The sequence below is a fragment of the Streptomyces speibonae genome, from assembly GCF_984686075.1.
Map to the genome: position 1 here is coordinate 4,792,813 of NZ_OZ480260.1, position 21,909 is coordinate 4,814,721.

The 21,909-nt window shown below is 69.7% G+C and carries 22 protein-coding genes and 1 pseudogene; 12 read left to right on the top strand and 11 right to left on the bottom strand.

Annotated elements, in window-relative coordinates; translation table 11 throughout:
* Positions 1 to 154 precede the first annotated feature (154 nt).
* From AC5L3C_RS21755 to AC5L3C_RS21770, 4 genes are all read right to left on the bottom strand, one after another.
* Positions 155 to 721, bottom strand: a complete 567-nt coding sequence (locus AC5L3C_RS21755; protein ID WP_493650420.1) for an MFS transporter — start codon at positions 719 to 721, stop codon at positions 155 to 157.
* A gap of 225 nt (positions 722 to 946) precedes the next feature.
* Positions 947 to 1,636 carry a GntR family transcriptional regulator gene (locus AC5L3C_RS21760; RefSeq protein WP_493650421.1) on the bottom strand — a complete coding sequence of 230 codons (690 nt, stop codon included), beginning with the start codon at positions 1,634 to 1,636 and terminating at the stop codon, positions 947 to 949.
* 68 nt (positions 1,637 to 1,704) lie between these two features.
* A complete protein-coding gene (locus tag AC5L3C_RS21765) occupies positions 1,705 to 2,283 on the bottom strand; it encodes an NAD(P)-dependent oxidoreductase (RefSeq protein WP_493650422.1) in 579 nt (192 codons plus the stop codon).
* On the bottom strand, positions 2,280 to 2,897 hold the full coding sequence (locus AC5L3C_RS21770; RefSeq protein WP_493650423.1) for a TetR/AcrR family transcriptional regulator: 618 nt from the start codon (positions 2,895 to 2,897) through the stop codon (positions 2,280 to 2,282). Before AC5L3C_RS21770 ends, AC5L3C_RS21765 begins: the two co-directional genes overlap by 4 nt.
* A 308-nt stretch (positions 2,898 to 3,205) precedes the next feature.
* Between AC5L3C_RS21770 and AC5L3C_RS21775 the strand changes: the two genes are divergently transcribed.
* The 3 genes from AC5L3C_RS21775 to AC5L3C_RS21785 all read left to right on the top strand — a co-directional run bounded on the left by AC5L3C_RS21775 (position 3,206) and on the right by AC5L3C_RS21785 (position 5,501).
* Positions 3,206 to 3,685, top strand: coding sequence for an ATP-binding protein (locus AC5L3C_RS21775; RefSeq protein WP_493653970.1), 480 nt, complete (start codon positions 3,206 to 3,208; stop codon positions 3,683 to 3,685).
* A 298-nt stretch (positions 3,686 to 3,983) separates the two neighbouring features.
* Positions 3,984 to 5,024 carry an alpha/beta hydrolase gene (locus AC5L3C_RS21780; protein ID WP_493650424.1) on the top strand — a complete coding sequence of 347 codons (1,041 nt, stop codon included), beginning with the start codon at positions 3,984 to 3,986 and terminating at the stop codon, positions 5,022 to 5,024.
* A gap of 3 nt (positions 5,025 to 5,027) precedes the next feature.
* Positions 5,028 to 5,501, top strand: coding sequence for a Rossmann-fold NAD(P)-binding domain-containing protein (locus tag AC5L3C_RS21785; protein ID WP_493650425.1), 474 nt, complete (start codon positions 5,028 to 5,030; stop codon positions 5,499 to 5,501).
* Positions 5,502 to 5,644: 143 nt separating this feature from the next.
* On the opposite strand, the gene AC5L3C_RS21790 is transcribed toward AC5L3C_RS21785, so the two are convergent.
* Positions 5,645 to 6,808, bottom strand: coding sequence for an ISAs1 family transposase (locus AC5L3C_RS21790; RefSeq protein WP_493650426.1), 1,164 nt, complete (start codon positions 6,806 to 6,808; stop codon positions 5,645 to 5,647).
* Positions 6,809 to 7,088: 280 nt separating this feature from the next.
* On the opposite strand from AC5L3C_RS21790, the gene AC5L3C_RS21795 reads away from it, so the two are divergent.
* Positions 7,089 to 7,619: a sigma-70 family RNA polymerase sigma factor gene (locus AC5L3C_RS21795; RefSeq protein WP_493650427.1), complete on the top strand. Its 531-nt coding sequence runs from the start codon at positions 7,089 to 7,091 to the stop codon at positions 7,617 to 7,619.
* A 422-nt stretch (positions 7,620 to 8,041) separates the two neighbouring features.
* Positions 8,042 to 8,362, top strand: coding sequence for a hypothetical protein (locus AC5L3C_RS21800; protein ID WP_493650428.1), 321 nt, complete (start codon positions 8,042 to 8,044; stop codon positions 8,360 to 8,362).
* Between the two features lie 126 nt (positions 8,363 to 8,488).
* On the opposite strand, the gene AC5L3C_RS21805 is transcribed toward AC5L3C_RS21800, so the two are convergent.
* Both AC5L3C_RS21805 and AC5L3C_RS21810 read right to left on the bottom strand, forming a co-directional pair.
* A complete protein-coding gene (locus AC5L3C_RS21805; RefSeq protein WP_493650429.1) occupies positions 8,489 to 9,643 on the bottom strand; it encodes an XdhC family protein in 1,155 nt (384 codons plus the stop codon).
* Between the two features lie 418 nt (positions 9,644 to 10,061).
* Positions 10,062 to 10,232, bottom strand: a complete 171-nt coding sequence (locus tag AC5L3C_RS21810) for a hypothetical protein (RefSeq protein WP_493650430.1) — start codon at positions 10,230 to 10,232, stop codon at positions 10,062 to 10,064.
* 518 nt (positions 10,233 to 10,750) lie between these two features.
* Here AC5L3C_RS21810 and AC5L3C_RS21815 point away from each other — a divergent pair.
* A pseudogene (locus AC5L3C_RS21815) lies at positions 10,751 to 10,873 on the top strand (IS982 family transposase); the annotation flags it as partial.
* A gap of 65 nt (positions 10,874 to 10,938) precedes the next feature.
* The gene (locus AC5L3C_RS21820) at positions 10,939 to 11,388 is read left to right on the top strand and encodes a hypothetical protein (RefSeq protein ID WP_493650431.1); all 450 of its coding nucleotides are present in this window, start codon (positions 10,939 to 10,941) and stop codon (positions 11,386 to 11,388) included.
* Between the two features lie 64 nt (positions 11,389 to 11,452).
* On the opposite strand, the gene AC5L3C_RS21825 is transcribed toward AC5L3C_RS21820, so the two are convergent.
* The gene (locus AC5L3C_RS21825) at positions 11,453 to 12,790 is read right to left on the bottom strand and encodes a M6 family metalloprotease domain-containing protein (protein ID WP_493650432.1); all 1,338 of its coding nucleotides are present in this window, start codon (positions 12,788 to 12,790) and stop codon (positions 11,453 to 11,455) included.
* A 314-nt stretch (positions 12,791 to 13,104) separates the two neighbouring features.
* Between AC5L3C_RS21825 and AC5L3C_RS21830 the strand changes: the two genes are divergently transcribed.
* Together AC5L3C_RS21830 and AC5L3C_RS21835 are read left to right on the top strand one after the other, a co-directional pair.
* The gene (locus tag AC5L3C_RS21830; protein ID WP_493650433.1) at positions 13,105 to 13,746 is read left to right on the top strand and encodes a TetR/AcrR family transcriptional regulator; all 642 of its coding nucleotides are present in this window, start codon (positions 13,105 to 13,107) and stop codon (positions 13,744 to 13,746) included.
* A 153-nt stretch (positions 13,747 to 13,899) separates the two neighbouring features.
* On the top strand, positions 13,900 to 15,438 hold the full coding sequence (locus tag AC5L3C_RS21835) for an MFS transporter (protein ID WP_493650434.1): 1,539 nt from the start codon (positions 13,900 to 13,902) through the stop codon (positions 15,436 to 15,438).
* A 120-nt stretch (positions 15,439 to 15,558) separates the two neighbouring features.
* On the opposite strand, the gene AC5L3C_RS21840 is transcribed toward AC5L3C_RS21835, so the two are convergent.
* Positions 15,559 to 16,074, bottom strand: a complete 516-nt coding sequence (locus tag AC5L3C_RS21840; RefSeq protein WP_493650435.1) for a MarR family winged helix-turn-helix transcriptional regulator — start codon at positions 16,072 to 16,074, stop codon at positions 15,559 to 15,561.
* Between the two features lie 140 nt (positions 16,075 to 16,214).
* On the opposite strand from AC5L3C_RS21840, the gene AC5L3C_RS21845 reads away from it, so the two are divergent.
* Entirely contained in the window at positions 16,215 to 16,976 is a 762-nt protein-coding gene (locus AC5L3C_RS21845) for a dioxygenase family protein (RefSeq protein WP_493653971.1), read from the top strand.
* 33 nt (positions 16,977 to 17,009) lie between these two features.
* Here the strand turns inward: AC5L3C_RS21845 and AC5L3C_RS21850 are convergent, their stop codons facing one another.
* Positions 17,010 to 17,528, bottom strand: a complete 519-nt coding sequence (locus AC5L3C_RS21850) for a GNAT family N-acetyltransferase (RefSeq protein ID WP_493650436.1) — start codon at positions 17,526 to 17,528, stop codon at positions 17,010 to 17,012.
* A 192-nt stretch (positions 17,529 to 17,720) separates the two neighbouring features.
* On the opposite strand from AC5L3C_RS21850, the gene AC5L3C_RS21855 reads away from it, so the two are divergent.
* Positions 17,721 to 18,719, top strand: a complete 999-nt coding sequence (locus AC5L3C_RS21855; RefSeq protein WP_493650437.1) for a sigma-70 family RNA polymerase sigma factor — start codon at positions 17,721 to 17,723, stop codon at positions 18,717 to 18,719.
* 457 nt (positions 18,720 to 19,176) lie between these two features.
* Here AC5L3C_RS21855 and AC5L3C_RS21860 read toward each other — a convergent pair whose 3' ends face one another.
* Positions 19,177 to 20,163 (bottom strand): helix-turn-helix transcriptional regulator, encoded by a 987-nt coding sequence (locus tag AC5L3C_RS21860; protein ID WP_493650438.1) that lies wholly within the window; start codon positions 20,161 to 20,163, stop codon positions 19,177 to 19,179.
* A gap of 63 nt (positions 20,164 to 20,226) precedes the next feature.
* Between AC5L3C_RS21860 and AC5L3C_RS21865 the strand changes: the two genes are divergently transcribed.
* Positions 20,227 to 21,753, top strand: a complete 1,527-nt coding sequence (locus AC5L3C_RS21865; RefSeq protein ID WP_493650440.1) for an MFS transporter — start codon at positions 20,227 to 20,229, stop codon at positions 21,751 to 21,753.
* The last annotated feature ends 156 nt before the right edge of the window (positions 21,754 to 21,909 follow it).

Here is a 21,909-nt window from a genome sequence, read left to right on the forward strand (position 1 = left end):
GAATGAGGAGGGACGGACGGCCGGATCCGGATGAACCGGCCGGTCCCTCGGCCGTCCGGAAAGACCGGTGCCGTGGCCGGCCCCAGAAGCATGCAGCTCCTGCGGGTCGGCCACGGCACCGGTTCCTTTTGTGTTTCCTTCTTGCCCGAGGCGCTCAGGTGAGCTCGGCTCCGCGGGTCTCCGGCAGCCGCAGCATGATGAGGAACATGGCCACACCGCTGGCCGCCACGTACCAGAAGAAGAGCGTGGACTGGCCGGCCGCGTTCAGCGCGGTGAGGATCAGCGGCGCCGTACCGCCGAAGGCGGCGACGGTCACGTTGTACCAGGCGCCGATGCCGAGGGCGCGGAGCTCCGTCGGGAAGAGCTCACTCATGATCGCCGGCAGAATGGACGTGACCATGCTGTAGAAGCCCAGACCGACCAGGAAGCAGATGAAGAGGCCGGCCACATTGGGCCCGATCAGGTAGGACAGCGGCACGATCGTGATGGCGATGGCCGCGGCGGCGAAGAGCAGCACCGGCTTGCGTCCGATGCGGTCCGACAGGTACGCCGCCGGATACTGAAGCGCGACGAACACGGCCGTCGACACGGACAGCACCATGAAGACATCGGTCGGATCGGCACCACGGCCCTGCACGGCGAACGGCGTCATGGCCGCGAAGAAGCTGTAGAAGCACAGGGTGGACAGCGCCGAGATCCCGACGACCCGCAGCACGCTCATCGGGTGCCTCTTGAGCGTGGTCACCAGCGGCCGGCGCGCTCGACGGTCCCGACCCGCCGGCGCCGGCCCCGGCGCTCTGGTCGGCGGCTCCGCTGTGGCAGTGCCGGCGCGGTGCGTCCACGCGTCATGCGTCCGGGAGAGGCATCGCCCATGCGGCGGTGTTGAGCCCGGCCCGGTCCTGAGGGCTCTCCCGGATGCCGTCCGGTTTCGTGCGGGCCGTCCGGATCAGCCGGTCCGCTGGGCGAGGCCGAACTGCTTCTCCAGTTCGGCCAGCCGCGCCAGGGCTGCCTTCTCGGCCTTGGCGACATGGTCCCGGCACAGCTGTTCCACCGCGTCGGCCTCGCCGAGTTCCGCTTTTTCCACGATGGCACGCAGTTCCCTCAGAGTCTCCTGAGGGCGGCCCGGAGCCGACAGCGACTTCGACCGGAGCAGGCTGGTACGCCGCTGGAGCGACGCCAGCATCTGGTACGCGACCTCGTTGCCGGCTCCTTCGAACAGCACCCGATAGAACTCGTCCTTGATCGGGATCAGATTGCCCTGTTCCTCGATCTCCGCCTCGAACCGGTCGACGACGGCGGCCAGCTCCCGGCGCTGCTCCCCGGTCGCCTGTTCGGCGAACAGGCGACCGGCCAGACCCTCGAGGGAGGCCCGTACCTGGTACAGCTGCCTGGCCTCGTCCTCCGTCACCGACGCGACGACCGTGCCCTTGCCGGTGACCGAGATGACGAGGCCTTCCGATTCCAGCTGGCGCAGCGCCTCACGGACGGACGGGCGGCTTGCCCCGGTCAGCTCGCACAGTTCCCTCTCGATCAGCAGGGAGCCCGGCTTGAACCGGAGGTCGGCGATGGCAGCACGAATGACCCGAGCAACCTGGTGACGGATCGGCTCCACTCGCTTGACCCGCATGTTGTCCATGGTGCTGCCACCTCGAAATGCCTGGGACGATTTGTCATCTAGCATACAGCGGCTGACTGACAAGCGGTTCAGCCGTAGAGGGTGCCGTTGAGTATTTCGACGTACTTGGCGATCTCGGTATGGTCGAGATCACTTCCGCCCCCGAGGCGGTCCAGCGCCTGGTCCCACTGGCTGACGCAGGCTTCCGTGAACGGTACTACCGCACCTTCCGCGGCGGCGACGTTCTGCGCGGTCCGGAGGTCCTTGACCATCAGATCCAGACGGAAGTTGGAGTCGTAGGCGCCGGAGAGCACGAACTGCTTGAACTTCAGCTTCGTCGAATTGTTCATGCCCGTGGACGCGTTGAGCACATCCACCATCAACGCGGGGTCCAGTCCGAAGCGTTTGCCGATCATCAGGACCTCCAGGCCGATGAGCATGCCGCCCGCCGAGCACAGGTTGTTCAACGCCTTCATCGCGTGCGCGTTGCCCGTGGCGCCGACCGGGGTCACTCGCGAGCCCATCGCGCTCAGAATCGCCGTCGCCTCCTCGACGTCGGCGTCCTCCCCGCTCACCATGATGGCGAGGTCGCCCTTCTGGGCACGCGCGATTCCGCCGGACACGGGGGCGACGACGTGCTCGCCCGCCGCCCGTGACCTCGAGCTCACGCCGTCGCTGGGAGGAGTTCTGTGACGGCGTTTCTGATGGGGGTGAAGTCGACGTCGGTGGTGAGGGTGGTTTCGTCGACTTCGATGGGGAGGGGTGGTTCGACGCCGAGGAGGGCGCGGTGGAGGCGGGGGTAGAGGGTGCGGGCCAGGAGTTGGGTGGCGATGTCGTCGGCGGTGGTGGGGGTGAGGTTGTGGTGCTGGGTGAGGAATGCGGTGAGCCGCGTGCGTGAGGTTTCGAAGATGGCGTCGTGGTATTGGGCTGATGCGTCGGGGAGTCGTTCGGCTTCGGCGATGCCGAGGCGGCAGGTGCGCAGTGCGGGTTCTCGGAGGATGAGCTGGAGGAATCTGCCGCAGTAGAGGATGACGGCTTCGGTGGTGTCCTCGTTGTAGGCGTCGGGGGTTTTGAGTCTGCCGAGGTAGAGCTCCCGGGCGAGGTCGACGACGGCGAGGAAGAGTTTTTCCTTGCTTTCGAAGTGTGCGTAGAGGGAGCGCTTGGAGGTCTCGGCGCGGGCGGCCACGACGTCCATGGACGCGCGGTCGAAGCCCATTTCGAGGAAGAGGTCCTTGGCGGTCCACAGGATGTGCTCCCGTAGCTCGGCCCCACGCCTGGCCATGTGTCTTGCCACCCCACAAAGTAAACGGTACGGTTGAGTTTAGTTCCCTCGAGTCAACCCGGGAGGCTGCTCGCATGATTCCCGCCACCATGCTCAAGGGTGCCGTGGGTTCCCAAGTTACCGCGCATCTACTTGCCGGCGGTCGGCCGGTGTGGGAGATGGTGCGTGCAATGCCCGGGAGAGTCATGATTCATCCGGTTCGACGGGGCTGCGCCGCCCGGACGGGGTGAAGCTCTGTGGCTGCCACCGCCGTCAACCGGTTCGACGTCCTCCATCAGTGGAACGGTCGCGGTCCCGCGGGCGCCTTCGTGGCCGACGCCCGCTCGGTCCTCCGCCGCTCTCTGGCCGAACGGCAGATCCCGCAGGCGGCCGTCGATGACTGTGTGCCGGCCGCTTCGGAACTCGTGGCCAATGCGAGTGAACATGCCCTCGGCCCGTACGGGATGCGACTCCGCCACACCGCCTGCTGCCTGATCTGCGAAGTGCAGGACCGGAGCCCGGCCACCCCGGGCCTGCTGTCCTGTCCGGAGGCATGGGCCTCGGTCCCCGGTGCGCACCCGTACCGCGATCACCCGGGCGATCCGCTGGACCTGCTCTCCGGGCGAGGGCGGGGCCTGCGTGTCGTGCATGCCCTCACGCACGGACGGTGGGGTTTCCGGCAGCTCACAGGCGAAGCCAAGGTCGTCTGGTGCGTTCTGCCGGGAGTCCGGGGGTGTACCGCGACGCACCGACCGTGGTTCGAGCGGCCGAGAACGCCGAGGGGAGTCGAGACTGCCCGACGTCCTTGACGATTCCGTGCGGCCGATGTGCGTTCCGGATCCTGCACCACCGGCGAGGCCCCGACTCGCCGCATCGCGTTTCACCGGGTGATCCGGTTCGTCACCCAGGGTCGCAGGAACCCGTTCGGCGTCCGGGCCGACCACACCCCCCGTACGGCGACTGCCCGTCGCCGCGGCGACGCTGAGACGACGGACCTGCGACGCCCACAGGCCCGCGCGTCCCCCTGTCGCGCGCTCCCTCCCGGCGGTCCTCCGTCGATCTCGCATGCGCTTCGCATGCTCACTAAAAAGGAGAAATCAGAACATCATGGGTAATCCACTCGACAGGCGTCAGGTGCTGAACACCTCAGTGGGGGCGGCCACCGCCCTGGGGCTGGGGGGCGCCATGCTCACCGCAGCGCCGAATGCCGCCGCTGCCGCCGCAGCGGGGGACGAGAGCGACGCGATGCTGGAGCGATTCGCCGAGGCATTCAGTTACCAGCGGCAGAGGTCCCCGATCCTGCACACGCCGGCCGAACACGATCTCGACTATGAGGACATCACCTTCCCCGCCCGCGACGGGGTGGCACTGGAGGGCTGGTGGATCCCCGCCCGGCGGTCGAACAAGCTGATCATCGCCAACCACCCCATGGGTTTCAGCCGCTCCGGCATCCCCGCCCACCTTGAGCCCTGGCACTCGATCTGGGCACCCAGTGGCAACGGGTTCGAGGTCGACCTCACCCCCGACTACAAGATCCTCCATGACGCCGGCTACAACGTCCTCACCTACGACATGCGCAACTCGGGGCACAGCGGTGACGCCAACGGCACGATCTCCTCGAGCGGCATCTTCGAGGCCCGCGATGTCGTCGGCTCGCTGGATTACGTGCGAGGGCGCAGCGACACCCGGAGGATGACGATCGGCCTCTTCAGCCGTTGCATGGGCGGCAGTTCCACCTTCGCCGCGATGACCCAGTTCCCCGAGGAGTTCCATGACGTGCGCTGCCTGGTCTCGCCCCAGCCGGTGACGGCCAGGATCATCCTCCAGCGCAGGCTGACGGCCATGGGAATCGGGGAGGAGCGGATCGACGACCTCGACCGGCTCATCACCCTGCGGACGAGCATCGGGCTCGACCGGCGGAGCCCGCAGGAATGGGCGAGGAACGTCAGGGTGCCGACGTTCCTCTACGGTGTGCGGGACGACGTTCTCACCGACCCCAGCGACGTGCAGACGATGTACGACAACATCCCTGTGCGGCAGAAGCGCCTCCAGTGGATCACGGGGACCACCCGCCGGTGGGACGGCTATCTGGAGTTCCAGCGCAACCCGGAGCCGATGCTCGATTGGTTCGGGACGTACATGGGCTGAGCGGTGGCATCGCTCCGCGACTTCACACTCCCGGCCTGCGAGGCTTTCCGGCGGCACGGCGTCAGCCGGGTCGTGGGAGTGTCGGCCCTGGGCCGCGGGGTGGCCGAGAACGCCGGATTCGTGTCGGCGTCGCTCGCCATGGACGACCTGATCGCCGGTACGGGGGTGCACTACCGGGCACTGGCCCTCCCCTCGTTCATGGACAACATCGTGCGCCAGGCCGAGGTCATCAAGAGGCCGGGGCGGTTCTTCGGGCCGATCTCCGAGGACCGCGCACTGCCGACCTGCGCCACCCGTGACATCGCCGCGGTCGCCGCCGGGCTGCTCTTCGACCGCTCCTGGAGCGGAGTGGACAGTGTCGCCGTACTCGGTCCCGAGGACCTTTCCTTCAACGACATGGCGCGGATCATGTCCGAGGGCTGGGCAAGCCCGTCCAGTACACCCGGATCCCGGGTGAGGCGTATCGGGCACGGATGATCGAGAACGGGATGTCCGAGGCGATGGCCCAGGGCATGCTCGACATGGCGGTGGCCAAGGACAACGGCATCGACACCGCTCTACCGCGAACGCCGGAGTCCTCTTCCCCCAGGGTCCTTTGCATGGTCGGGTTCTGTCCGGGTTCATCCGGTGAGACCGAGGGAGGCCAGAGGGCGGTGGTAGTCGCGGGCGGCCTGGCGGAGGGCGGCGGCGATGTTGGCGTGGCCGTCCTGGCGATGGACGCCGATGGCGAGGTTGCGCAGTCCGGCCATGACCCGGGGAAGACGGCCGGTGCGGATCTTGGAGTCGTCTTCGCGGAAGGTGCGGTCCCGGACGTGGTGGAGAAGATTCTCGATGCCCCAGTGGCCGCGGATCCAGGCGGCGAGTTGGGCGCCGGTCGCGGCGCCGGGCGGCAGGCTGGTGATCAGGTAGACGCGTTCGATGGTGAGCTTGCCGGTGGTGAAGTCCTGCCTCCAGCGCACGACTTGGAGGGCCTGCTGAGCGTCGGGGTAGTCGAGGTGGGCGAAGGCGGCGGTCTTCAGGCGCCGGATCTCGTGGCGGTGGTGGGCCCGGGCGCGGTCGTAGTGGTCGAGAACGATATCGCGCCAGGGCAGGCGGCGGACCGTGTTGAACAGACCGGGGTGGTTGGCCTTGACCTGCGCGATGTAGTGGGCGCCGCGGCCTCGTAGGTAGGCGCCGTGGGCGTGCTGGGTGTGCAGGGCGTCGGCGGTGATGACAGTGCCGGTGAGGTCCATGCTGTCCAGCAGCGGGGCGAAGGCGGGGATCTCGTTGCTCTTGTCGGCGACCTGCCGTTGAGCGAGGACGCTTCCGGTGTGGTCCATCGCGGCGAGCAGGGCGACGGCCGGGACGGTGGCGGTGCGCGAGCCGCGCAACACGTTCCCGTCGACCGCGATGGCCCGCAGCCCGGAGCCGTCCGGCGCGGCGCGGGCGGTGAGGAAGGCGCCCACCGCTTGGTCCAGGGCATCACCGTCGAGTTGGACCAGCAGGCGGCGCAGGGTGTGAGGGTGCGGGGCGGACACCGTGCCGGTCAGCGGGTCGATCGGGAAGCCGAGGGCTCGGCGGGCCCACCCGGGAGCGTCGGATATCCACTCGGTGATCGCGGTCAGCGACCGGGCACCGGCCAGCACACTTGCTGCGGCAGCGGCCACCAGCGCGGACAGCGGATAGCGACGGCCGCGGGCGCCTCGCGGATCAGGCACCAGGCCCAGAAATCCGGGCAGACGGACCGCGTCCGCCAGCGGGGCAGGGGCGGAAGCCCGGGCCAGTTGGCCCAGGCCGGCGGGCATGAGGGAAGATGCAGGAGCAGGCACGGACTCGCCAAGTGTTCATGGGACTTCGACACTCACATGATCACCGAGACCGTGCCTGTACTGCGTTCGTTCCCTGCCCGAACGGGGACATTCTGCCTGTTTCCGTGCCACTCCGGTGAACCGGACGAAGTCCAATCTTGCAAGGGACCCTGATCCATGAACAGCCTTGTCCGCGAGGACATGTAGCCCAGGGGGCATCCACGTGAGCTGGACTGTGATGGGTTCGCTGGGAGCTGCCAGCGCCCAGGAACGTGCCATGCGTGCGCTCTACGACGAGCAGGTCGGCGCACTTTTCGCCTACGTCGTGAGGTTGGTGGGAGGCGACAGGCACAGGGCCGAGGACATCGTCCAGGAGACTCTGCTGCGGTGCTGGCGCACGCAGGACATCGAAGCGGGCAGGCCTTTGCGTGCCTGGCTGTTCCGGGTGGCATGCAACCTCGTCGTCGACGAGTACCGGCAGCGCATGACCCGCCCTCAAGAAGTCAACGGCAACGACTGGCTGCCCGATCTCTTCACGGCGGGCGACGAGGTGGACAACTTGCTGTCGTCCATCCTGCTTCAGGAAGCCTTCCAGCAACTGTCGCCCAAGCACAGGGAGGCGCTGTACGAGACGTACTACACCGGCAGGTCGATGCGCCAGGCGGGCCTGGTCCTCGGTGTACCGCCGGGTACGGTCAAGTCCCGTGTGTTCCACGCGGTCCGCGCTCTGCGGAGCGCTCTCGGGCTGGTCGAACATCCCGCTGAGGAGGTCGATCGGCCTGTGTGGTACGAGGCATCTGCCGCGTGAGGCGTGCGCGGCGGCGTAGCCGCCGGCAGGCAACGTCCGGGCTCCATCGTCGCCGTGGAGGGACGCCGCGCCGGCCGGACTCATCCCGCGGTCCGGGAGTCGGTCGCGGGCCGTTCCCGGACGGCACGATCGCGGAATCCTCGCGGTGGTGACCGGCGTCGAACCGCTGGGCCTCGTGGTCGTCGCCGATGCGCCGATGCACCCGGCTGCCGCCCCGGAGTACTGCGAGCGAGTGCGGCTGGTTTCCGGTGCTGTGCCGCGACTCCGGCAGATCCCATGGGCGGAGCCGTGGAGCCGTGGAGCCGTGGAGCCGTGGAGCCGTGGAGCCGTGGAGACTCGGCGAGCCGTACCTGTTCGACGCATACGTTTCGCCGGTTCGCGACCTGAGCCGACTCTTCCAAACCGCAGAGTAGGGAGCCGACTTGTCCATCCTGCCGGCGAGCGTGACAGACCTCGCGCCCTATGTGGTCCACGCCGCTGCTGCTGCCCCGCGGCCTTCGGGCGTGCCCGATGCCGGCGGAGGGGAAGCGCCGCCTGGAGCAGAAGACCTGCTGCACATCCTGAGATGGGTGGCCTGGACTGTTACCGCCCTGTGTGTCGGTGGCATCTTCGGCGTCGCCGCTCGCATGGCGACGGACTACGCCCACGGCGGTGGTCGTGACCACGTACGAGGGCTGGGTTTCGTCATGGCGGCATGCCTGCTTGTCGGCTCCGCCTCGGGGATCGTCGGCGCGCTCGTCTGAAAGCTGTCGCGATCGATCGACCCAGGGCCGATGGAACGGGTCGAACAGGCAAGCCGGAGCCGGAGCCGGCGCGCGCAGGGCAAGAGGCTCCTCTGCGAGCGTGGACGCCGGCGTGGCGTGTACCGGTTAGCTTGCCGCGGGTCGGCAGACCACAGGCGCCGGTGACATCCGGTGGATGGCGCCCTCGGTCTCCGAGAGCCGAGAGCCTGTGCCCCCGTGGCGGTGGAGGAGTACCTCGGCGGCGATCGACAGAGCCGTCTCCGCCGGGTCGGCGCCGCCGAGATCGATCCCCGCGGGAGAACTGAGCCGTTCCAACCGGTCGTCCCGCACCCCCGCGCCGCGCAGCGATGCCGTGCGCTGCTCGGCCGTTCGGCGTGAGCCGAGTGCGCCGATGTAGGCGAGGTCCATCTGCAGCGCGGCCTGCAGCAAGGGCACGTCGAACTTGGGGTCGTGAGTGAGTGAGACGACCACGGTGCTGTGGTCGATCCGTCCCGCTGCCGCTTCGGCGGCGAGGTGCCGGTGGGGCCAGTCCACCACGACCTCCTCGGCCTCCGGGAAGCGTTCGGGGGTGGTGAACACCGGCCGGGCGTCGCACACCGTCACCCGGTAACCGAGGAGCGCGCCCTGGCGGGTGAGGGCCGAGGCGAACTCGGTGGCACCGTAGACCAGCATGCGGGGCGGGGGAGCCAGGCAGTTGACGAACACCCGCGGGGCGGCGGCCTCGCTGCCCGCGTCATCGGACCTGGGACGGAACATGTGGGAGCGGCCCTGCGCGAGCAGTTGCCGGGCCGCCTCGGCGACTTCGGCGTCGACACCGGAATCACCGGTGGTTCCGGAGAGGGTGCCGGACCGGTACACCAGGTGTGCTCCCGCGGGAACGGACCCGTGCGGCTCCACGACGGTGGCCAGGGCGACGGCGTCCCCCGCCCGCAGATGCTTCAGCAGGACGCCCAGTTCGGGGAAGGTCTGACGGTCGACGCGTTCGACGAAGACCTCGATGGTTCCGCCGCACGTCAGGCCTACCGCTCCGGCGTCGTCATCACTCACCGCGTAGCGTTCGAGCACCGGGATGCCGTCCAGTACGGCCTGCTGTGCCAGGTCGTACACCGCGCCTTCCACGCAGCCGCCCGACACGCTGCCGGTGACGGTGCCGTCCGGAGCGCAGACCATGAGGGCTCCGGGCTGCCGGGGGGCCGAGCCGTACGCCGATACGACCGTCGCGAGTCCGCACGGTGTGCCTGCCTCCCACCAGCGGTGGAGCTGCTCCCACATGTCCTTCATCGGTCTCATTCCTCCCTGATGATCTTGTCCTGGGTGGTGGGCAGGTCACGGACACGAGACGTCCGGTGGCGTGGTGGACGGCGTTGCCGATGGCGGCCGTCATGCCGGGCATCGGGTTTCCCCGAAACCCCATGTGCCTCTCGGGGACCGGTACCAGGTAGCCTGACGGGTTCGGATGGACGATCCGCCCAGGTGCTGGTCGACCATGGTGTGCTCGGACAGGGCGAAACCGACGGCCCGGACCGCGCCGCCGCCCCCTGGCTGCGCAGCGTCAGCAAGCATCACCGATGACGAGTTCGATGCATCGACGGTAACACATCACTGATGTCGGTCAAGTGTTATCGCTGCTGCATAAGCGGTGCCCGGCTCACGGCCTTGTGCGTCAGTCTCTGCGGCCGGCGCGGCCTCGACGACTGCTCTACGCGTCCCCGCCGCCACCGAGGAAGAACGCACCGTTCCCCTGCCAGGCACGGCGCAACGGGCCGCAGCAGTACCAGCCCAGGAAACAGGCCGCGCCGAGCGTGATCCCGGCGCTCAGGAAGTCCTTCTTGCTGAGCATGACGATCCCCCATGCGCTGAAACCGAGCATGCAGGGCACCAGAACGATCAGAGCGAGCACGACCCAAGCCCGTCGTACGCGGAGCACCGTGTCCCCGACGACCTGTCGTGTCGCCTGTCCTGCCGCGTCGTCGTGTGCACCGCGTGTGGTGGTACCGGGCTGCCCGGGGACCAGGGGTGGACCGGCGGGCGGGCCGGACCTTCCTTCCTCCGGGACACCGATCCTTCCCAGAAGGGCCTGCGAGCCCCTCCAGGCGAAGGCGGCAGCGCCGAACCACAGTGCGAGCCCTCCCAACAAGCCGATACCGAGGCTCTCCTCGTTCCAGGCGAGAAGGCCGCAGACACCGGCCGGCCCGAAGAGGGACACCCCGATACGAACCCGGTCTCTCCACATGAAGACCTCCTAGGAAGGCTGCATTGTTTCCGTGGGGGATGTCCCTGTGCCTGGTTCAGGTTCTCCGGTTCCGGTCACTGTGACGGAACTGGACGAGTCAGTCCGAATGCTGACGGTGCGTCCGGGAACACAGACAGGGCGTCCAAGATCGATCTGTGACGAATGACCTGGACGCCCTGCTGACCGCACTGTACGCGAAGATCGATGACGAGATTGGAGATACCCGATGGCTGGGCCGCCCGCCGCGATTGACGGACTCCGAACTCGTCTGCCTCGCCGGCTCAGCGGAGGAGCGCCGGAGCCCTGTCGCCGGCATCCGGCGACGACGACCTGGGCGCCCTCCGTGACGCTGAGACCCATCAGGGACATCCGCTGGCGGATCGTCTCGGGGTCGGTGATCCGGCGGGCGCGCGCGTTCGGCCGGGACGCCGGTCTCGACGCCGCTGCCCCCCTGCGCCACCGGCTGTCGCACGCGATGCGCATGCTGGCCGCGGTGAGCACCTCCTCGCGATCCGAGACGGTGGCGCTGACCGAGCCGGCTCTGCGGATGCTGGACATTCTGAACGACCCTCCCCTCGCCTATTCGTTCAGCACGCTCATCCAGGACTCGGCCGATGAGGCGGCGCCGGATCTCGACGCACACCTGGCGGGCCAGACCCTGGCCGCCGGCTATTTCGCTGTGCTGCGTACCTGGGCCCGGCCCGGGCCGCCGCCCTTCGATCTGGAGGCTCGGCTGCTCGGGCTGGCCGACCTGGTGCTGCACGGGGCGATCAGGCCGGCGGCACCGCGATGATCCGCACTGCCCGAGCCGTGCAGGCCGGAGGCTTCTTCCACCGGCGGGTGAGCGAAGCTGTTCGCTACCCGGTCGCGGTGCTGGTGCGGCGGGGATGTGTCAGAAGCAGCCCTGTCCTCTCGGAGCGGGTCACGCGGACGCGGTAGGTGTCGGTGTCCGCCTTCAGGACCGTCACCTGGATCCCCTTCTTGCGGTCCACGAAGCTCTCGCCCGGGGTGAAGGTCGCGTCCGAGAGTTCCGCGTGGACGTTGGGGGCGCGGGTGCAGCCGCCGCTGTCCCGGCGGGAGTCGTGGACGGTGATCGGGCCCATGCCGGTGTCCACGTTCGCGTCGACGCGGTAGATGAGGATGCCGGGGCGGCAGACCGCCTCGTCGTTGCCGGCGCGGGTGCGCAGTTCGACGGCGTAGCCCGAGTGGGCGTTCAGGGGGATGAAGACGAGCTTCGGGCCGCCGGCGCGGGCGAGGGGGGTGAGCGCGTACTCCCGTGTGCCGCCGCTCGCCGCGCAGCCGACCTGGGACGCGTCCAGCCAGCCCAGTTTCCACTTGTGCCAGGCCAGGAGGTCGTTGTTGGCGCCCCAGTCCTCGCTCATGATGTCCCAGTGGCCGACCGCGCCGCCGCCCTCCGCGGTGTAGAGGTCGGGCAGGCCGAAGACGTGGCCGTTCTCGTGCGGCAGCACGCGGTAGCCGGTGCGGTCGTAGGAGCCGGAGCCGTCGTCCTGGCGGGAGTAGACGAAGGACGCGTTGGAGACGGGGATGCCGTCCGCGGTCGGGGCCTCCCTGTTGCCCGCGAAGGTGACGGACAGGACCGTGTCGAGGGCGGCCGGGCCCGCGTTGGGGGTCACCAGTACGTTCAGCAGGTCGTACTTCTGGAAGTCCACCTCGGGGTCGGCCTCGGCCACGATGTCGCGGACCAGTTCGCGGTAGCCGGGTTCGAAGGGGGCGCCGCGCTCTATGCCGTACGCGCGGAAGGACTTGGGCATGCGCAGCCAGTCGGGGACCGGGATCTCGGGGCGGTAGTCCAGGCGGCCGTAGGAACTGGTGGCGAACCACTCCCGGGTCTGGGGGAAGAACTCCCGGTAGCGGTCGAGGGCGTCGCCCTCACCGGGCGCGTCGGAGAAGTCGATCATCAGTGTGAGGGCGCGGACCGTGCCGGTGGAGCGGGTGTAACCGGAGTCCGTCGGGATGCCCTCGGACATCTGCACCTCGCGGTCGCTGCCGATCATGCAGGGGCCGTGTGCGGAGGTGCGGGAGAGGGCGCTCGGGCCGGCGCCGGCGGTGGAGGTGCCGGGGGAGAGGTGGCCGTTGCCCGCGGAGGTGCTGACGGCGAGGGTCAGGGCGGAGACGGAGGCCAGGGCGGCCAGGCGGCGCGGGGATATCCGGCGTCGGCTCGGCTGCCACAGCATGCGGGCACCTCCGCTCCACACGGCAGCCGCCGGTCTCCGACTGCACCCTCTCGATCACACTGCGTCGCCGGTCGGGGGTGCGCTCGCTGGGAGGGCCGATCGTGGGGTGCGGGGTGGGGCCGGCCGGGGGCCCAGGGGTGTAAGAGGGGCGGGGGGTTGGGGGGGCGTGCCCGGTCAGGGCGGTGACATGGTTCACAGAAAAGAATCCGGGGAGCGGGAAATAACCGGGGATCGTTTCCCCGTTTAGACAGATGTTCGCGCGAAACGGGGATGGACTCCCCGGATCGCCAAGCCAACCGTCCGAGGAGTGCACCGTGAAGACCGCACCGCCCCTTTCGCGCAAGGCGCCCCGGCCCCGTGCCGATGCCCTGCGCAACCGGGAGCGGATCGTCACCGCCGCCCGCGAGATGTTCGTCGAGTTCGGGCCGGACGTGCCGCTCGACGAGGTCGCCCGCCGGGCCGGTGTCGGCAATGCCACGGTGTACCGCAACTTCCCCGACCGTGACGCGCTGATGCGCGAGGTCGTCTGCTCCGTCATGGACCGTACGATGCAGGCGGCCGAGCGGGCGCTGACCGAGAGCGGGGACGCCTTCGAGGCACTGGAGAGCTTCGCGCACGCGGCCGCCGACGAGCGGATCAGCGCACTGTGCCCGATGATCTCCAGCGCCTTCGACCAGCACCACCCCGACCTGGAGGACGCGCGCCGGAGAACGGAGAGCCTCGTCGCGCAGCTGATGGACCGTGCCAAGGCGGCCGGTCAGCTCCGCGCCGACGTGGATTACGGCGATCTTCTGGTGGGCGTCGCCCAGCTGAGCCGGCCCCCGGCCGGTGCCGGCTGCATGAGCGCCGACCGCTTCGTCCACCGCCATCTGCAGCTGTTCCTGGACGGGATGCGGGCCCCCGCACCGAGCGTCCTCCCGGGTTCCGCCGTGACCGTGGAGGATCTGCGCCGCTGAGCGAGCCCTGACACCGCGTTCGCGCCGCCCGTCCGACCCACGGGCCTCGCACGGAACGGCCGTCCTGCACGGGGGCGCGTCGTTGCCTCAAGACACCCGATTTTTCGTTACACATTCTCGATTTCCGTCACAAGTACCGAAGTGGGTACCCCCATGTCTGAAACAGCCTCACTGGCGGCGAAGACCGCCAGTCCGGACGCCAACCGCTGGAAAGCGCTCGTCTTCATCGCGCTCGCCCAGCTGATGGTCGTCCTGGACGCGACCATCGTGAATATCGCGCTGCCCTCCGCCCAGCAGGACCTGGGCATCTCGGACGGCAACCGTCAGTGGGTCATCACCGCCTACGCACTCGCCTTCGGCGGTCTGCTGCTGTTCGGCGGCCGGGTGGCCGACCTGTGGGGACGCAAGTTCGCCTTCGTCCTCGGTCTGGGCGGCTTCGCGCTGGCCTCCGCACTCGGTGGCGCGGCCACCAACGGGGCCATGATGTTCGGCTCCCGTGCGCTGCAGGGTGTGTTCGGCGCGCTGCTCGCGCCCGCCGCGCTCTCCCTGCTCGCGGTGATGTTCACCGACGCCAAGGAGCGGGCCAAGGCGTTCGGCATCTACGGCGCGATCGCCGGTGGCGGTGGTGCCGTGGGTCTGATCCTCGGCGGCGTTCTCACCGAGTACCTGGACTGGCGCTGGACGTTCTTCGTGAACATCCCGTTCGCCGTCGTCGCCGCGGCCGGCGCGTACTTCGTCATCCGTGAGCCGGAGGGCGGACGCAACCGCTCGCCGCTCGACATCCCCGGCGTGGTCCTGTCCACCCTGGGCCTGGTCGCGCTCGTCTACGGCTTCACCCGCGCCGAGTCCGACGGCTGGAGCGACTCCGTGACCGTCGGCATGTTCGTCGTGTCGGCCGTGCTGCTGGTCACCTTCGTGGTCGTCGAGGCCCGGGTCAAGGCGCCGTTGCTGCCGCTGCGCGTGGTCACCGAACGCAACCGCGGCGGTGTCTTCCTCTCGCTGGGCCTGGCGATCATCGCGATGTTCGGCCTGTTCCTCTTCCTCACCTACTACCTCCAGGTCGTGCAGCAGTACTCCCCGGTCAAGACCGGCTTCGCCTTCCTGCCGATGATCGTGGGCATGATCGTGGGGTCGACGCAGATCGGCACCCGGCTGATGACCCGGGTCGCGCCCCGGCTGCTGATGGGCCCCGGCTTCCTGGTCGCCGCGCTCGGTATGCTGCTGCTGACCCGGATGGAGATCGACTCCTCGTACGCGACCGTGCTGCTGCCCGCGATGGTGCTGCTGGGTCTGGGCATGGGAACGGCGTTCATGCCGGCCATGTCGCTGGCCACCTTCGGTGTGGAGCCGCGTGACTCCGGTGTCGCCTCCGCGATGGTCAACACCTCGCAGCAGGTGGGCGGCGCGATCGGTACGGCCCTGCTGAACACGATCGCCGCCTCGGCCACCACGTCCTACATCGCCGATCACATCGGCGGCGCCGACAGCCGGTCGCAGCAGCAGCTGGTCCAGCTCCAGGGCCAGGTGGAGGGGTACACCAGCGCGATCTGGTTCGCCGTCGGGATCCTGGTCGCGGCCGGGGCCATCGCCCTCACCCTGATCAACGTGGGCAAGCCGGGCAGCACCGTCGCCGCGGGGTCCTCCGACGCCTCCGCCGAGGACGAGGCGGTCATGCCGGTGGCCATCCACTGACCGTGGCGCCGGTGGCCAGTGGCCATCCACTGACCGCAGGCGCGGCTCACGCCACCCGTACGGAGGAGGAGGGGACGCCTCCCCGTACGGCTTCCCCGGACCTGCCCCGGCTCCGCCTCGTCAGCGGAGCCAGGGCAGGTCCGCACCCGCTTCGCTCGGCTGAAGTCCCTCGGCGATGATCCCCATGATCTCGCCGAGGGACTTCTGCTGTTCCGGGGTGAGCCGGTCGAAGACCGCCTGGCGTACGGCCTCGACGTGGCCGGGCGCGTGCCGGCGCATCACCTCCTGGCCCTTCTCCGTCAGAACGGCGAACTGGCCCCGCTTGTCGGAGGGGCAGTCCTCGCGACGCACCCAGCCGCTCTTCTCCAGCCGGGCGACGGCGTGCGAGAGGCGGGAGCGGGTGATCTTCGCGGACATCGCCAGCTCCGTCATCCGCAGACGCCGGGACGGGGCCTCGGCGAGCTTGACCAGGAGGCCGTAGTACACGTGCGGCATCCCCGCGTCACGCTGGAGCTGCCGGTCCAGGTGGTCCTCCAGGAGGGTGGAGGCCTCGATGTACGCGCGCCAGACGCGCTGTTCCTCGTCGGTGAGCCAGCGGGGTGGTCCGGCGTCGGCCGATGCGGGTGCCCTCTTCATGTACTCCACTGTACGGCGAACCTCCTTGAACGTTAAACCAAATTGTCGTACAGTCGGTGGTGGAAGTTGAGAGTTCAAGTAATCATCGAGGAAGCCTGCCGAAGGGGGCCGCCGTCATGACCGCCGCCACTCAGGAGCGCATGCCCGCGCTCTACCTCAGCCACGGCGCCCCGCCCCTGGCCGACGACCCCGTCTGGCCCGGTGAGCTGGCCGGCTGGTCGGCCGGGCTGCCCCGGCCGAAGGCCGTCCTCGTGGTCTCCGCCCACTGGGAGGAGGCTCCGCTCGCCCTTGGCGCCACCGGCACCGTCCCCCTCGTCTACGACTTCTGGGGCTTCCCAGAGCACTACTACCGGGTAACCTACCCCGCCCCCGGCGCCCCCGACCTCGCCGACTCCGTGCGCAAGCTGCTGCGCGCCCCCGGCATGCCCGTGCAGGACGTCCCGGACCGGGGCCTGGACCACGGCGCGTACGTCCCGCTCGTCGAGATGTACCCCGCGGCCGACATCCCGGTGCTCCAGGTCTCCATGCCGACCCTGGACCCGGTGAGGCTGATGGAGATCGGGCGCCGGCTCGCGCCGCTGCGCGACGAGGGGGTGCTGATCATCGGCTCCGGGTTCTTCACCCACAACCTGGCCGCGCTGCGGCAGGGCGGCATCCCTGCCTGGTCGGCGGAGTTCGACGCCTGGGGCCGCGAGGCCCTGGAGGCGCGGGACGTGGACGCGCTGCTCGACTTCACCCGCAAGTCCCCGGCCGGTCTGCTCGCCCACCCGCGCACCGAGCACTTCGCCCCGCTCTTCGTGTCCATGGGCGCTGCGGACGCCGCCGGTGAGCTCGGGGAACAGAAGTCCGTGATCGACGGGTTCTGGATGGGGCTGGCCAAGCGGTCGGTGCAGTTCGGCTGAGTCGGCTGAGCGCGGCCTGCCGCGGCAGGGGTGTTACAGCTCCTTCTCGTACCAGGCCACGTCCCACCAGCGGCCGAACTTGCGGCCCACCTCGCGGTACGTACCGACGTACCGGAAGCCGAAGCGCTCGTGCAGGCGGGTCGAGGCGTCGTTCGGCTGGGCGATGCCGGCGTAGGCGCGGTGCAGCCCCTCGCCCGCCAGGGCCTCGAAGAGGGCCTTGTAGAGCAGGGTGCCGATGCCGCGCCCGCCCGCGTCCGGGGCGACGTAGACCGTCGTCTCCACGGAGGGGGCGTAGGCGGGCTTGGGGCGCAAGGGGCTGGACGTGGCGTAGCCGAGGATCCGCCCCTGACCTGCGCCCGTGGCAACCATCAGCCGGTGGGGGCCGTCTACAGGGTGGGAGAGCAGCCAGGGACGGCGCTCCTCGGGGGTGAACGGCGCTGTGTCGAATGTGATCGCCGTCCCACGGACGTAGTGGTTGTACAGGTCGGTGAGGGCCGCCAGGTCCTCCTCCCCGCCCGGCCTGACCTGGACCTCCGCGCGTTCCGCCGGCATCGCGCCTCCCCATGTGGGCCGACAGGGTACTGCATGATCAGAAAATCGGGGGTCGGGTTGGGAATTCTGTCCGGATTCCAGTCGTTGTTTCCATTGGATGCAGGGCACCCGACCAGAGTCCGGAGGGACCTGGGAGGCGTACCGAGCGTCCACAGGACCACCCGCTGACCTCATCATCGCAAGGGAGCACGCATGGCAACCCGCGCCGTCGCCCGTCGTCAGTCCGCCACCGGCGAGACGGCCGACTCGGCACGCACTGTCCGCGCCCAAGGCGGCGAGATCGCCGATCGCGACCTGGTCGGCATGTACCTCGACGAGATCGCGCGCACGCCGCTGCTCGACGCCGCCAAGGAGGTCGAGCTGTCGCAGATCATCGAGGCGGGTGTGTTCGCGCAGCAGATCCTCGACGGCCTCGAGGAGAACAAGGTGGGGGCGACCCCCGAGGAGCTCCGGGCGCTGGTCGACGCGAGCGAGCGGGCCAAGGACGTCTTCATACGTTCCAACCTGCGTCTGGTGGTCGCCGTGGCCCGGCGGTACCCGCGCAGCGGGCTGCCGCTGCTCGACCTGATCCAGGAGGGCAACGCCGGTCTGGTGCGGGCGGTCGAGAAGTTCGACTACCGCAAGGGCTTCAAGTTCTCCACGTACGCGACGTGGTGGATCCGTCAGGCCATCACCCGGTCGATAGCCGACCAGTCGCGCACCATCCGCCTGCCCGTCCACCTGGTGGAGGAGCTGGGCCGGATACGGCGCGTGCAGCGCGAGTACAACCGTGAGCACGGGCGGGACCCGGAGCCCGCGGAGATCGCGGCCGAGCTCGGCTCCACGCCGGAGCGCGTCACCGATGTGCTCGACTGGGCCCGTGACCCGGTCTCGCTGAACATGTCGGTGGACGACGAGGGCGAGACGCAGTTCGGGGACCTCCTGGAGGACACCTCGGCGGTGTCGCCGGAGCAGTCGGTGCTGACGCTGCTGCGCAGCGAGGAGCTGGACGACCTGATCGGCCGCCTCGACCAGCGCACGGCCTCCATCATCAAGATGCGCTACGGCATCGAGGACGGCCGTGAGCGCACGCTGACCGAGGTCGGAAAGGAGCACGGTCTGACGCGCGAGCGCATCCGCCAGATCGAGAAGCACGCGCTGCTCCAGCTGAAGAAGCTGGCGCGCGACACCGGTTTCGACGCGGCCGCGTGACGGCCGGCGGCGTCGCGCCGGGGTGGCGAGCGCGTCGGGCGCGTCGGCGTGTCCGACGCGGTGGCGTGAAGCCCCGGGTGCGTACGCCGGGTGGCGAAAGACCGCGCAGAATATGGCCGTTCCCCGCCGCTTCAACCCGCCGAGCCAGGGAACAAGCATTCAAGACCCAGGAGTTCGAGCCGCAGAGGCTTGATCCCTCGCCCCGTGAAAGCCACGTCCCGACGCACCACCCCCCCGGCGCCGGGACTTCCCAAGGCCGGGTTCGGCGCCCCTCCCCCCGGGCGCCGGGCCCGGCTCTCTCTTGCCCGTGCGGCGGAACCCGCATACCCGCGGGACGAGTTGCCGGCCCGGAACCGGTTGGCGGGTCACCCCGAACCTGAACCCCGGGGTGACCCGCCAGACGGCAGATTCTGCCACAGGGCCGGTGCCGTCCCCCGGGAGCGGGCCCGGCGCGGTGTCACGGCTCGGAACCCGCCGTTCCGCCCTCCGCCGCCCTGCTCATCCGGTCGCCCAACTCCCGCACCGCATCCACCAGTTCCCGCGGCGACCGCACGGTGAAGTCGTATCCCAGCATGGCCAGGCGCACCGCCATCCACTCCTTGCCGTCGCTCACCGTCGTCCGCAGCCGGCAGGACCCCTCGTCGAGCGGCTCGGGCGCGCCCATCCAGCCGGGCAGGCGGGCGGCGACGGTGGCGGCCGGTGCGGCGAAGGTGACGTCCAGTTCGTAGGACTGCTGCGCCCGGTGCATCGACCGGCGCAGGTACTCGGCCGCGCTCCCCGTCGGCAGCTCCCGAGGGGTGAACCGCGCCCCCGTGGCGAAGGGGTCGCTCACCCGGTCGACGCGGAACGTACGCCAGTCAGCGCGGTCGAGGTCGTATGCCACGAGGTACCAGCGCCGCCCGGTCGAGACCAGCCGGTACGGTTCCGTCACGCGCCGGGACTCGGTGCCGTCGGCCGCGCGGTAGGCGAACCGCAGCCGCTCGTGCCCGGCCACCGTGGAGGCCATGACGGTGAGCGTCTCCGGTGCGATCGTCGCGCCGTCGCCGCTGGTCAGCGGGGTGGTCGCGGCCTGGAGCGTGCTGACGCGGTGGCGCAGTCTGCCGGGCAGCACCTGTTCCAGTTTCGCCAGCGCCCGCACGGACGCCTCGTCCACGCCCTCCAGGGCGTGGCCCGCGCCGGCCCGCAGGCCGACCGCGATGGCCACCGCCTCCTCGTCGTCGAGGACCAGGGGCGGCAGCGCCTTGCCGGCGACGAGCCGGTAGCCGCCCTCCGCGCCGAGGGTCGCCTGCACCGGATAGCCGAGTTCGCGCAGCCGGTCGATGTCCCGCCGGACCGTGCGCCGGGAGACCCCGAGCCGTTCGGCCAGCTCGCCGCCGGGCCATTCACGGGGTGTCTGGAGGAGGGAGAGAAGGGTCAGGAGCCGGGCCGGTGTGTCCGTCGTCATGGAGTCGAGGATGCCCCGGAACTAGGACCTGATCTGACCTACATCGGGAATAGCTTACGGGACATGACCTTCACCGACACCCGGCATGCACCTCGGCCCGCAGCGGGCGACCGACGCCGCTGGTTCGCGCTCGCGATCGTGATGACCGCGGCCTTCATGGACCTCGTCGACGTCACGATCGTCAACATCGCGGTTCCCTCGATCCAGCGCGACGGGGGTGCCACGTTCAGCCAGATTCAGTGGATCACCGCGGGATACGCGCTGGCCTTCGCCGCGGGGCTCGTCACCGGCGGCCGGCTCGGCGACATCCACGGCCGCAAGCGGGTCTTCCTCCTCGGCATCGGCGGTTTCACCCTCGCGTCCGCGCTGTGCGGGCTCGCCGTGAACCCGGAGATGCTGGTCGCCTCCCGCATCCTGCAGGGCGCCATGGCGGCGCTGATGGTGCCGCAGGTGCTGTCGATCGTGCACGCCACCTTTCCGGCGCACGAACGCGGCAAGGTGTTCGGGCTGTTCGGCGCGATCGTCGGACTGGGCGCCGTGTCCGGACCGCTGCTCGGCGCGCTGCTGACCGAGTGGAACCTGTTCGGTCTGGAATGGCGGCCGATCTTCCTGATCAACCTCCCGGTCGGCGTCGCGGGCCTGATCCTCGGCGCCCGCTTCATCACCGAGTCCAAGGCGCCGCGTGCCCTGAAGCTGGACCTGGTGGGCGTCGCGCTGGTCACCCTGGCGCTGCTGATGCTGCTCTACCCGCTCACCCGGGGCCGCGAGCTCGGCTGGCCGGTGTGGGGGTACGTGTCGATGGCCGGCGCGCTGGTGGTGTTCGCCGCGCTGGTGGCGTACGAGCGGGCCAAGGGCGCGCGGGACGGCTCCCCGCTGATCGAGCTGTCGCTGTTCCGCGTGAAGAGCTTCGCGGCGGGCATCGCGGTGCAGACGGTGTTCGGCATCGGCCTCGGCATCTTCTTCCTGGTGTGGACGATGTACATGCAGGTCGGTCTCGGCTGGAGCGCGCTGCGGGCCGGGCTGACCGGGGTGCCGTTCTCCGTCGCCGTGTCGGTGGCGGCCGGGATGTCGGTGCAGCTGCTGGTCCCGCGCTTCGGGCGCAAGGTGCTCCAGGCGGGTGCCCTGGTCATGGCGGCGGGTGTGCTGATCTACCTGTGGGAGGCAGGGCGGTACGGCCAGTCCATCGCCTCCTGGCAGATGGCGCTGCCGCTGGTGGTCATGGGTGCGGGCATGGGGCTGATCGTGGCTCCGCTGACGGACGCGGTGCTCTCGGAGGTCCCGCGGGAGCACGCCGGGTCGGCGTCGGGGCTGATCAACACCGTGCAGCAGATGGGCAACGCGCTGGGGCTGGGCCTGGTGTCGGTGGTGTTCTTCGGGGTGATCGACGAGCCGCTCGCACCGGCCGAGGTGGGTCCGGCCTTCACGGACGGGTTCCAGCACGCGCTGGGCTGGGTGGCCGCGGTGATGGGCGTGATCTTCCTGCTGATGTTCGCCCTGCCGAAGCGCCCCGCCCAGCACGTGGAGGGCGCGGCGGACACGGAGGCGCAGACGGAGACGGAGGCCGGGAAGGAGCCGGTGCTCGTGCCCTGAGCGGACGGCCGACGCGCGCGGCGCACACCGGGAAGGGCCCGGCACTCACGGGGGTGCCGGGCCCTTCCCGTGCGCCTTGGCCCGAAGAACGGACACAATCGGAAGTCCACTCATGCCCGGTTGGGCCCTGTACCTGTTTACTTTCCGGACATCTCG